General features: G+C 39.3%; 9 protein-coding genes. 2 read left to right on the forward strand and 7 right to left on the reverse strand.

Going from position 1 to position 12,754, the window contains the following annotated elements; all coding sequences use genetic code 11:
• Positions 1-48 precede the first annotated feature (48 nt).
• A complete protein-coding gene (locus WG954_RS20105; RefSeq protein WP_340438791.1) occupies positions 49-771 on the forward strand; it encodes a YebC/PmpR family DNA-binding transcriptional regulator in 723 nt (240 codons plus the stop codon).
• 34 nt (positions 772-805) lie between these two features.
• Here WG954_RS20105 and WG954_RS20110 read toward each other — a convergent pair whose 3' ends face one another.
• The 6 genes from WG954_RS20110 to WG954_RS20135 all read right to left on the reverse strand — a co-directional run bounded on the left by WG954_RS20110 (position 806) and on the right by WG954_RS20135 (position 8,977).
• Positions 806-1,312, reverse strand: coding sequence for a pyridoxamine 5'-phosphate oxidase family protein (locus tag WG954_RS20110; protein WP_340438793.1), 507 nt, complete (start codon positions 1,310-1,312; stop codon positions 806-808).
• 222 nt (positions 1,313-1,534) lie between these two features.
• Positions 1,535-2,800, reverse strand: coding sequence for a hypothetical protein (locus tag WG954_RS20115; protein WP_340438794.1), 1,266 nt, complete (start codon positions 2,798-2,800; stop codon positions 1,535-1,537).
• A gap of 34 nt (positions 2,801-2,834) precedes the next feature.
• Complete coding sequence (locus WG954_RS20120) at positions 2,835-4,703, reverse strand: RICIN domain-containing protein (protein WP_340438796.1); 1,869 nt, start codon at positions 4,701-4,703, stop codon at positions 2,835-2,837.
• 13 nt (positions 4,704-4,716) lie between these two features.
• Positions 4,717-5,991, reverse strand: a complete 1,275-nt coding sequence (locus WG954_RS20125; protein ID WP_340438797.1) for an OmpA family protein — start codon at positions 5,989-5,991, stop codon at positions 4,717-4,719.
• Between the two features lie 72 nt (positions 5,992-6,063).
• Positions 6,064-6,708, reverse strand: a complete 645-nt coding sequence (locus WG954_RS20130; RefSeq protein WP_340438798.1) for a response regulator — start codon at positions 6,706-6,708, stop codon at positions 6,064-6,066.
• Positions 6,709-6,757: 49 nt separating this feature from the next.
• Positions 6,758-8,977 carry a tetratricopeptide repeat-containing sensor histidine kinase gene (locus tag WG954_RS20135; RefSeq protein WP_340438799.1) on the reverse strand — a complete coding sequence of 740 codons (2,220 nt, stop codon included), beginning with the start codon at positions 8,975-8,977 and terminating at the stop codon, positions 6,758-6,760.
• Positions 8,978-9,065: 88 nt separating this feature from the next.
• Between WG954_RS20135 and WG954_RS20140 the strand changes: the two genes are divergently transcribed.
• Entirely contained in the window at positions 9,066-9,473 is a 408-nt protein-coding gene (locus WG954_RS20140; RefSeq protein WP_340438801.1) for a thiol-disulfide oxidoreductase DCC family protein, read from the forward strand.
• Positions 9,474-9,605: 132 nt separating this feature from the next.
• Here WG954_RS20140 and WG954_RS20145 read toward each other — a convergent pair whose 3' ends face one another.
• The gene (locus tag WG954_RS20145) at positions 9,606-12,725 is read right to left on the reverse strand and encodes an HYR domain-containing protein (protein ID WP_340438802.1); all 3,120 of its coding nucleotides are present in this window, start codon (positions 12,723-12,725) and stop codon (positions 9,606-9,608) included.
• Positions 12,726-12,754: the final 29 nt, after the last annotated feature.

Consider the following 12,754-nt stretch of genomic DNA (forward strand, 5'->3'; position numbering starts at 1 on the left):
TTTTGTTTACATGCATTACACTAAATTTGCGCCCTAATCAATAAACAAATGGGACGGATTTTTGAAGTTAGAAAGAGTACCATGTTTGCCCGTTGGGACCGCATGGCCAAACAGTTTACCCGTATTGGTAAAGAAATTGTGATTGCCGTGAAAGCAGGTGGCCCCGACCCCGGAACAAATGCTGCCCTCCGTCGTTGCTTTCAAAATGCCCGTAGTGTGGGTATGCCGAAGGACCGTGTGGAAGCTGCTATTAAAAGAGCGCAAGGCAAAGAACTCATTAACTACGATGAAATTTTGTATGAAGGTTATGCACCGCATGGTGTAGCCATTCTTGTTGAAACAGCAACCGACAACCATGTGCGTACAGTAGCGAATGTAAAAAGTCATTTCAATAAAGGCGGTGGCACATTGGGTAACAGCGGATCAGTATCGTTCCAGTTTAAGAAGATGGGTGTGTTTAAATTAAAACCTGAAGGTTTGAATGCAGAAGATATGGAACTGGAGCTGATCGATTTTGGTTTGGAAGAATTGGGGGAAGGCACCGGTGAAAATGGTGAAGATGTATTGGTAGTTCGTTGTGCATTTGCCGATTTTGGTAACATGCAAAAAGCATTGGAAGATAAAGGCATTACACCATTAAGTGCAGAACTTGAATGGATCCCGACTACTACTGTTCCTGTTACTGATGAACAGGCTGAAGATATCAGTAAATTAATTGAACGCCTTGAGCAGGATGATGATGTGCAGAAGGTGTTTCATAATATGGGATAAACTAAAAGGCTCCGGAATTCCGGAGCCTTTTAGTTTAAGATTTTATTTTGCCTTCTATACTTCCGTCCATTTCTTTACCGGTAACAGCACCTACTACCATTTTGAATAAGGAAACTATTTTACCATCTTTTGTATCCCAATAATAACCATCTTCCGGAATCACTTTAAGAATTGTAAGGTTAGGATCATCAGGATCTTTAAACCAAATTTTGGCAGGAGCTGACCATAATTCTTTCGCCATTGCAGCATCCTGTATTATTTCGGCGGTACCGTAAAGACTGAGGTATTCCATGCTGCCTTTATTAGAGTAAAATAGCTGTACCCTGCTGTCTTTGTCAATGTCATGATTCTTGTCGCTATCCTTATGACTAAAAAACCAGATGGTTCCATCATCATCCACTTTTTGTCTCGACATTGGTCTCGCCTTTAATGGCAAACTGGTAAGATCTGTTGTTAATAATCCAATATCTGCATCATCTACCATTTGCTTAATTTTTTTACTTGCTTCAACCTGTTGAAGATCTTTTATCTCACTTCCCATAAAATAAATTTTGTTGAGTAATCTTAATATCTCAAAGGTTCAAACGCTATGCCGAAAAACGTTCAAATAATTAAGAAAAATCTGGGAAAACATTACACATTATTACATTAGTGAAGTTCATTCCGAAGATGAATAGTGCAAGTATTGACCAAAATGGTGAAAAGATTTGATGAATGTTTATTTCTTGCGGGATTATTGATGAAACTACTTTCATTAATATTATTAATCACAACCCACAACTGCCCGCATCATTGCTTTTGCTTTTTCGCTGTATTGCCTACCTGGTTCGTTCCGGTATTGTGTATTGATCCGTTGAAATGTTTGCTGTGTGCTTCTTTGCGTAACAAGTTGCCTGTTTAAACAGCTAATTTTTTCCTGTTGCTTTTGCCTGCTGCTTGCCGGGGTTTGCTCACCCATCTCATTTAATCTTTGCTCTGCCCTACATAGCTTCAGTTCGGTTTCATAGATCAACGTTTGTATTGCATCATCATAATTCATAAGATCCGCCTGCGCCTTTTGCGTACGAATGTTTTGCATGCTGTTGCCAATTCTTGCTTCCTGCATGTTTTCTTCTTGCCTGTTCAATGATTGCTTCTGGTAATTGAGCAAAACTGTTTTCTTACTCTGGCAAGCCGGAGATTGTTCGGGCTTTCCTTCTTCTCTTGTAATTTTCTCCCGCTGACGTTGAATGCTTTGCCGCATTTTCTGCACCTGCTCATCTTCAAATACTTTAAAACGGGAAGGATCAAAACATACATTTACTTCCTCAAGCGAAAGTATTTTTGAATCGATACCTGCACTTGTCATTTGCATAATGATGAACAAGCCTTTATCGGAATACTGGTAGCCAACCGCCATACTACCCAGAAACTTTTTAGGCTGCATCAACACTTCATCCGGTAATTGTTTGCCAAAGAGATACCACTCCGTTGGTTTTCCATCAACCTTATACAATTGTGCTTTTATTTTACCATCGCAATAATCTCTTCGTTCTGCTTTTTTGCGCAAAGGTGCATTGCCGCCTGTACTTACAAACTCATATTGGTACGTTGCACTGTTTGATGTTTGTACCCAATGTTCAATTGTATTTTTCTTTTTGTTGTTGCGATAATTGTAAACATTTCCTTTTAGTCCGATGACACTGAAAACAAAGTTTGGATCATCCTGTTTAATATCGCAAGCTGCATCGGTCCCAGGCTTAAGCGGTGTGTATCCTATAATACCTGTTCTTGTATCAAGATAAACACAGGTAACCCCGGTGCCTCTTCCTGTTACTGATTTTACTTTCATCAGTTTGTCAAAACAAATTTTTTGACCTGTTGGCGAAATTGTTTCAGGCATAGAACGTCCCTCCAATACATCAGCCCGTACAACCGAACGCAAATAAGCAGCATGCGGACCACTGCCGAATGCTGTATCACGACGTGGAGGTTGTGCATAAACACTTACGAAACACAAAAGCAAAAAGGCAGAAAAGGTCAGTTTCATTTTCATCGGCTTATTCATTACAAGATATAGTTTGTTAACGTGTCCATACCACATGTCTGATCGTTCTTTGATCTCCTTGAAAACGATAAACGTATTGTGAACCTGAAGGAGGATCAGCCCATGCATACCAAACACCGCCATGCCCACTTGAAACAGTAAACCTGTCTAAATTCCAATCATCACTTGAAAGATCGCTTCCAAAACTTACTGTGATCATAAAATTTCTGATGTCTTGCTTTCTTACAGCTCTGTTCAATTCCAAATGAACAGTTTGAGAAGTATGATCGGCCCAACGTGCACCATTGTTTACATTGCTAAACACCTGCGAACTTCCATCGGTATACGCAATGGTGATACTTACATTATCATTACCGCCACGCAAATCATCACCACCTGTTTCAAATGTTGCATACAAATGTCTCACAGATCCTTCTGCTTCTCCTTCAGGAAAATTGGGAATATCTCTTGGTGGTGCATGACCTCCATCGTACCTGTTATTTACAAAATAAGTACGCCATGCATAACCTGTTTCCACTTCAAAAAAACATTGCCCCAATCTGTCGGGTACCAACGTGCGAAGAACATTGCCACTATTGGGATTGTAAACAAAAAACTTTACATCTTCTGCATGACCATTAATATCGGATCCATAACGACCAAGTGCATATCCAATTCCAAGCACCACATGTCTTCCTCCATCAACATTATCTTTTCCACGAACACCACCTGCAAATAATCCTAATGGTTTAAAATTTCCTGCATCAATTGCATCTCTGAATTCTTTCAGTCTTCCGCTTCCTGTATTTTCAATTCCCCAGCGAAATAATTCACCACCTCTTGTGTTGTATGAAACCTCAAGATCTGTCCAGCTGCTGTTTACATCCCAGATAGCATGATTCTGCCGTTGATAAATATAAGATTGCAACGGAGTTCTGTTAGCAGGCATATAAGTTTGCAATGGAATGGGGATATTGTGTCTGAAATAATCCATCGCCGTATAAACCATTCCTCCACATAATCCACCCCAGCGTATAATATCTTCTCCCCTGAATCCATTGGTGAAACGAAATGCGTGTGTTTCGGGAACAAATCTTGTAACACGTCTTCCATCATTCGTCCATTTAAGTAAATGCCATTTTTGTTCGACAGTATTATTTGTCCTGTTGAAAGCAACAACAGCATTTTCTTTATTACGTCTTTCATGAAGATGGAGATAGACGTTGGTTTTATTTTGAATATTATAAAAACCATCCGGTGTATCAAACAACTTCCACAGTTGCTTATCAGTTCCATCAGCAGGCTCCATCACCGGCACAAGATTGTGGGTAAGAAACAACCCGCTTTCTGATTGTATTTTATAATAACCATCACCAGCAGGAATAAATTTCCACCATTGCTGATTGGGTTTATCAAGATAAGAGTTCAAAAAAACAGGTGAATGGCTTGCAGGAAATTCATCACGAATGGTGAGATAACGATAATCCCGTGCCGAACGAATAAGAAATGCACCATTCTGGATGAATATTTCATCGGCAGTTGCGAGCCTTCCGTTGAATGTAGCTGTTGGTTGCTGGGCTACGTAAACAGGTTCATCTTTTTTAGGTGTTTTTGTAAACAGCTCTGATGGATTGGGTTTCACCGGTTTCTTGCTGTCAAAATATTTTCCATCCACATCAAAACCAATCGTCCATTTATCACTGCTGAAAAAAGCACCATACATCATTTTGATCTGTGGTGTATCACTTGCTTTCTTCACTTTAAACGTGAGATGATTGCCCTCTTGCTTTACCATTCCACTTTGCTTCAACGTCTGCAGCATACGGTCTGCTTCAGTAGGTGTTTTTTGCGCATTTGCTGCAACAGTCAGGCAAACAAATAACAGCAAATAACAGATCTGCTTCATAATTGTAATTTGTTTACTGTTTAATAAATTCAACACGCCTGTTCTTTGCTTTTCCTTCAGCTGTTGTATTTGCCGCAACAGGTACAGATGCTCCTTTACCTTCTGTTGAAATACGATCTTCATCAATACCAAAATTATTGATGAGATAACTGCTTACAGCCTCTGCCCTGCGTTTAGATAAAGAAAGATTATCAGCAGGTTTACCATCACCATCTGTATGACCAACGATCTTTATTTTCAACGTTGGATTACTTTTCAATGCTTCACCTATCTGGTTGATAATAACAAATGATTCTTTTTTGATGATGTCTTTATTAACATCAAACAGAATTTCATTGGTTGATGCTTTTCCTTTTTCCAACAGATCTTTTACCAATAAACTTCTTGCATCAACATCGCCTGATGCAATACGAAGGTTGCTCACAAACATTCCAATTTCAGAAGCAGGTATTACGGTTCCATTACAGAGATAAAATGTATTCCGCAGATCAGTTGTTAGTGCAGTTGGCAGATCAATGATCTTTGTTTTATCGAGATACACACGCACTCTTGCTTTGTTTACGGCAATGCTTACATGCAGAATTTTATTTGTGTATGACAGAATGGGAAAATCATTCTTTGTTCCGGTAGGATCTTTAAAGCCGTACTCGATCAGCTTCTCATTCGCATCACTGTAATGCCAGATGGTGGTGTAAAATTTATCACGGTAAAACAGATCTTCTTTCAGAATATTCTTTACCGGTGTAAACCCAAATTGAATGAATGGTGTGTTACGTTCGCCCTGTTTCATTAAAAAAAGATCAAACTCAATGGTACAGTTCTCAGGTAGTGGTTTGTTCAAAACAGGATGCACTACTGAACCATGTGCTATTTCTAACCACTTACCATCTTTCCCATCAATTGTTGATATACGGCCACTGCCGTTTGTATTCCATTTTGCAGGAAAATCACCTTCAGCATCTTTTTCAAAACGATCTTCAAATAATACTCTGCCACCAGGAATAAAATCGGAGAATGATTTGCTTCCTGCAGGACTTGTTGTATCACCTTTTGCTGATGAACTTTTTTTATCGGTGGTTTTCTCATCCTTTTTTGTGGTGCCTTTTTTAATTCCTTCTTCGGTTTTATCAAGACCCTTGTCAATAGCTTCATCCACTTTCCTGTTTACACGGTCATTTACTTTTCGTTTAACACGGTCGCCAAGTGTTTGGCTTGTTGCAGAAGTTGAAGCAAATAAGAGCAGAAACAAGAATGATAAAATAGGTACTGCAGTTGATCCGTTTTTCATTGTTTACAATTTGCAGTAAAGTTGAAAAACAAGTTGTTACCTGTCAATTACCTTTTTGTGTAAGGAGGTTTACTAGTCGATTTTTACGATCTTATGTTGCAGTGCTTTTGCTACAGCTTCGGTGCCGCAGCTTACATGAAGTTTACTGTAGATGTTACGGAGATGTTTCTTTACAGTATCGACAACGATATTGCTTTTTGCAGCGATCATTTTATATGAATTTCCCTGCACCAGCATTTCAAGTATTTCTTTTTCACGATCGCTTAAATTGAATGGGTCGCCTGTTGGAAGATTTTGTTTGCGGAAATGCTGAAAAACTTTTTGCGCAACAAACGGACTCATGGGCGCACCACCCTGCATTACTTCCAACAGCGATTGTATGAGTTGAACAGGAGAAGTATTCTTTAATAAATAGCCATCAGCTCCGGCACAAATGGAATCAAAAATGCGGTTGTCATCATCAAACACCGTATGCATCACAACTTTCACATGAGGGAATTTTTGTTTGATCTGTCGCACTCCTTCAATACCGCTCATGCCCGGCATATCAATATCCATCACCACCAGGTCGGCACCACTATCCGCCACATGCTCAACTGCCTGCATACAATCTGCAAACGAGCCAACCACCGTAAAGTTTACCTCGTCATTTAATAAAATTTCGAGCGACTGTCGCAGGCGGGCATTATCCTCAAATATCAACAAACTATTTGCCATAGTGCAAATTATAAATCAACACGCAAAACAACAACTACTCATTCGGGTACTACCCAATTGGCATATTCAAAGTAACTGACGTCCCTTTGCCGGGATGAGATTCTATTGAAAGCGAAGCTTTTAACAATGCGGCTCTTTGCTGCATATTCCTTAACCCGTTTCCTTCTTTTACTTCATTCATATCAAAACCGGTGCCATCGTCTTTCACCAATACACTCATATTATTAGGTTTGATCTCTACTTCCACTTTCGCATTGGATGCTTTTGAATATTTAACGAGGTTGTTCACCGCTTCTTTAAAGATCAAGTACAGATCACGACGTTGATCCATTTCCAGTTTCACTTCTGATGAATCATCAGGAAAATTCATTTCATAGCTGATGTTCTTCCCATCCATCATATCAGCCGCATAACGTTTCATCCGCACAAAAAGATTATTCAGTTCATCATACCGTGGATTAATGTTCCAGACAATATCGCTAAGGCTTTCGCTTACGTGTTGTATGTCATCTGCTGCTTTGCTTAAATATTCTTTTGCTTTATCCGGATCAGCAGCATTTCTTCTTGCCAGTTCAGTTAAGATGTTGATATTACTGAGCGACGCACCAATATCATCATGCAGGTTTCTTGAAATAGAATTACGCATATCCTGCAAATGCACCTGCTCTTCAAGTTTTTTCTTTATCTGAAACCGATTAAACAATACAACCGCAAGGATTAGTAATAATAATGCTCCAGCAATTAAACCATTACGTAATTGTTTTTGTGCGTGTATCTGTTTTACCTGCAGTTGCTTTTCCTGTTGTGCAAGTTTCAATTGTTGTTGATTGTTTTTTGCTACCAGCAATTGCTTTTCTAACTCTTTATCTTTTTCTTTCAACCGAAGGTCCTGCAGTTCCTGTTGTTGCATGAGCAAACTGATCTCATTCTCCTTTTGTTTTGCCAGAGATAGATTGCCGATGATCTCGGCCTTTTGTTTCTCAATTTCTAACTGACGAATACGTTGCTCGGTTTTCAACCGTTCAATTTCCAGATCCTTTTTTTCTGTTTCATACTTTGTTTCAATGTCAGCTATTTTACTGTTTGTTTCTATCGATACAAGACTATCACGGTAAAGAATATGTTTTTTATAATCGTCCAGTGCTTTTGCATAATCTTTATGATTGTTGAAAAAGGCTGAGCGGAAATAATAGCCATCACGTATGTTAGCACGTGAGTTTACACGTTGTGCAAGGTTAATTGCTTTATTATAAAATGACACAGCACCGGCACTGTCGTTAACCTCTTTTGAACTGGAAAGAATGGCGGCGGAAATATATCTTCGTGACAACATAATATTATCACCAGTCTGTTCAAGAATTGCAATGGCTTTTTTTTCATACTCCAATGCTTCATTATTTTTTCGCTGCCTGTTCATTAATAATACCATGCTGGTGTAAGCATGTGCCAATTTGTTTTTCGAACCGCTTAACCCTGCATACTTTAAACCCAACTCACCATAATGTTGTGCCTGCTGAAAAGAATCAGCAAAGAGATATATCTGTGAAAGATTATTATAGCTTGTTGCCAGCTCTTCGTAATTACCGATTTTTTCACGAATCATTACCGCCCTTTTAGAAGTTCGTATTGCATCCTGTTTTTTCCCCAGTTCATAATATAAACCTGCAATATTATTCAGTGTTAATGCAATGCCATCATCATCATCCAGTCTCTCATACAATGTAAGGGCCTTTGTTTGCCAAAGCATTTGCTTTTCAAAATCACCCATTTCCATATACGCCTGCCCCATGCTGTTGTACACCGAAGCTGTATTGGATGATTGTTCATTTTCATAGCCCGATTTCAATGATTTTTCATACAGCACAACGGCCTCTTCATGTTTTGAAAAATAACTTGCATGCAAACCCATTTGGTGATAAACGGCAGCCAGCAGTGGGCCATCGTTTAATTGCAGTGCAATCTTTAACGACAAGGAATCATAATGAAGCACTTCACGGTTCTCTGATTTTTTAAAAAGCAGTTCTGCATTTTTTAAGACTGCATACGCTTCTCCTCTTTCAAATTTTAATTTCCGGCTTTGCGCTACTGCAGTTGCATTTATTTTCAAAGCAGAATCAATACGGCCAACGGATGCAAGCTCATCGGCCTGTGCAATTACTGCGTAAATAGAAAGTGTATCGTTTGCTTTATTCTTTTGGGCATAAAGTCCCCCGACATGCAAGCATAAAAAAGAAAACAGCAGGTAAAGGTGCAGATTGCGACGGTGCATAAATTGCCTGTTAGAAGCTGTAAGTTAAAACATTGGCATCGCAGTTCATAGTACCGCTTTGGGTACTTTGTTTTCGTAAATTTGCAATATGCAAGAGGCAATCAACAGGCTGGTTTTATTTGATGGTGTTTGTAACTTCTGTAATTTCTGGATAAAGTTTGCCTTGAAAAGAGACAAGCAAGAGAAATTGACCTTTGGTTCGCTGCAAGGAGAAACTGCTCAGCAACTGTTGCCAAAATTCGGTATTGATCCCACAATTATTACGTCTGTCATTTTTATTGAAGATGGCATTGCTTACCGTGAATCGACTGCCGCATTGAAAGTGTGCAGACATTTAGATGGCGGCTGGAAATTATTATATGCGCTCATCATCATTCCCGCATTCATCAGGGATGGTATTTATAAATGGATCGGCAAGAACCGTTATAAATGGTTTGGCAAACAGGAAAGCTGCATGCTGCCGACGCCTGAACAGCGTAAAAGGTTTGTTGATTAAGAAGAAGCCGTATCGAAATTTACGACACGGCCTCTTCTTTTTGATGACGTTCATAGAAGCAACTCTCAAAGAACCTTTGCTACTTTTGAGACAGGTTTTAAAACTCTTTGATGGTTTTACAATGCATAAGTTTTATTTTATTCCAATGATCTTACCTGTTTTTATTGCACCATTAATGCTCACCTTGTAAAATATTGTTCCATTGAATTTTAATCCAGTGTTGGGCACAGTGATTTGTTCATAAGCTTTTACCTGCTGCTCAAGCATATAAATTTTTGCCCCGGTCGTGGTAAAATATTCAATGGTCATTTTTCCTGCCATTGGCGATTGAACTCTTAAGCTGAATGTTCCCTGGTGAGGGTTGGGAAACGCTCCCACTTCAAATCGATCAGTTAACTGATTACTTTCAATTCGAACAATAGGCACTTCATTGCCTGGAGTTGCAGACTGTTTTATACCAGCTCCAATCACAATTACACTATTGGCACCTACAGCCTGTGTTGGCAACGCTGCATCGCTGGCACCTGGCTGATTATCATAAATGATCTTGCCATTGTTCTTGTTATAGATCTTCATTCTTATCTTATCAACGCCTGTTCCATCCAGTTGTCCATCAACAACAGTCATTGTAAATGCAACACCACTTTGGCCACCAATTATTTTACCGGTGCCTTTGAACTGCGCCATTGAATTGTTGATAGCGAGGTATTCAAAATTCAACGCATTGAATTCAAATGAGCCTACTTTAAATTCAAACTGTGTTTCACCTTTTGGATAAGTTGAATTTTTGAAATAGTTCATGGTAAATCCATAACTAGCCTTTCCTGTTGCAGATGGATCTGTTTGCAAAGCACCTGCCGGTGAATTGAAATAACCGCCGCCATAAGTATGACCACCATTTGGATCATAAATCACAACGATGGCTTCAAGATCACCAGCTGTGTTTGTAGATGTAGTTAATCCTGTTTGATCTGTAATATTCATTTGCAGTTTGTACACGCCAGGCGCTGTGAATTTATAACTACCGGTAATTTTTCCATTCTTATTACCCGAAGGTTCTAATACCATTGCCTTTGCACTAATTGCATCATCGATCAGCCATTTCGCCGTATGTTTATTTCCTGGCTTATCCCAGAATTCTCCTTCAAAGTTTACTGTAGAACCAACAATGAATGGTTGACCGCTGTGAGGTTTCTTGATGTCGTGCGGCACTTTTACTTCAATGATCTTTGATGCAATATTTCCTGATGGATCAGTTGCCGTAATTGTTACTGTATATGTTCGTCCGCTTCCGGCAGCTGATCTTTCAGCTCTTAATTTTAAGTTGGAAACATATTGACCGGCTGCGCCCGCAACATTATCCAACACAATATAATCGGGATCAGTATCACCATCGCCCACACCATTGATTGGTTCACTACTTGTAACAGTTACCGTGGTTGTAACAGCACAATTATCTGTAGCTGTATAATTGATCATTACATCACGCATTGTATGATTTGGCGGAGACAGAACATAAGTACTTGCAGTTTCACCAGTGATAACAGGTGGTTGATTATCTACAACTGTTATCGTTTGTGTGCAGGTACTCGAATTACCATCTGAATCCGTTGCAGTCCATACAATACTGGTAACGCCAATGGGAAATACATTTTCCGGAGGGAATGGACTATGCCCAATAGTTATTGTTCCGGCACAATTATCGGTTGCCGTAGCGCTGCCAATCGCTGTACTTGTGAGTACTGCTGAACATTGACCGGATGATGTATTAACGGAAACATTAGATGGACATACGATTGAAGGGGCTTGCTTGTCAGCAACCGTAATTGTAAAGCTGCAAGGTTGCCCGCTTCCTTCGGCCAATGAATACGTAACAGTTGTAACTCCTTTGCTGAAATTTTTATCGCTCACACTCCCAGTGCCTTGCTCTATTATGTTCCCATTGAATTCTATTTTATAATTAACTGTTGTTGGAACATCTGATGGAGTTAATATCGGGTCAATATTATTTACCGTTGCATAGCATTGATTCAGATTTGTATTTTGTTGTTGATTGCCCGGACAACTTAATCGAACAGCGCTTCCATCATATGCTGCCAATACTCCATAAGGGAGACCAAATTGAGAATTTGGTGGTACAATCAAAAGTCTGCCGACTGCATAAATTTTTTTGTTGTGTATGGCTATGCTATAAATTGTAGAAAAGAAATTCAAATCAGTAATAACCGATCCTCCATTTCCAAAACTATTATCATACGAGCCATCCGTATTATATCTGCAAAGAGCAAACCGATCTGGAGCATCCCAGGAAGAACCAGCAACTATAATTCTCCCATCTGGCTGAATGGACAAGGTTTCACCCTCAACCGGCGGGAAAGCTAATACTGTTATAAAAGTATTGTCAATGGTTCCGTCAGTATTAATTCTGTAAGGATTACCATTGGGCAGAATGACAATCTTTCCATTTGCATCAAATGCAAATGCCTTGTGACCAGTATTCATTTGAAAATCAATTCTACCGTCATCTGAAAAACCTGTATTGATACTTCCATTATCATTATAACTGATAAGAAAACCTAAACTTGAAGGCGTACCAGGTATCTGGGAGTTTACTATTACAAATATTTTCCCATCATTCCTTACTCCAATTTCTATTCCTTGCCTGATATAGTCATTATCAAACGGTTCTATAAACACATTACTACCGCCATTGAACGAGCCGTCGGACGTGCCATCGCTATTGAAACGGGCAACTACGAATGTGGTTGTTGAATAACCTGAGAAAGATGCTGATCCTGTAACAACCAGCCTGTTTTGTGCATCTATGGTTATTGCATTTAAAGAAACACTGATAGGCAAAACATCAATTACAGTAACACCTGCAACTCCAAAATCCTGATCAGGACTTCCATCTGAATTATATTGATAGATCGAACCATTATTACCGGCAACCACAATTTTTCCTGTAGCCGTTATAGCAACATCATTGGGAAAATATGAAACATCAAGCCTTCCATTTACACCAAAACCATTGTCCGGTATTCCATTGGTTGTAAATCGAAGAATCCCTTTTTGGTATCCGTCCAAAACAACAATTTTTCCATCTCCAGGTTGCACAGCTACTTTTGAAAAATAGGATGCCGCTGGTTGGGTTGAAATACCAAAAACTGCAAAATTTTTATCAAGGCTTCCGGGCTGAGCAAATGCAAGCATACCTGAAAGCAAACAACTAATGATTAAGATATTTCTCATAAAAACAGTTTATACAGATGAATAATGGT

Origin of the sequence: Lacibacter sp. H375 (assembly GCF_037892425.1) — a bacterium.
Lineage (GTDB): Bacteria > Bacteroidota > Bacteroidia > Chitinophagales > Chitinophagaceae > Lacibacter.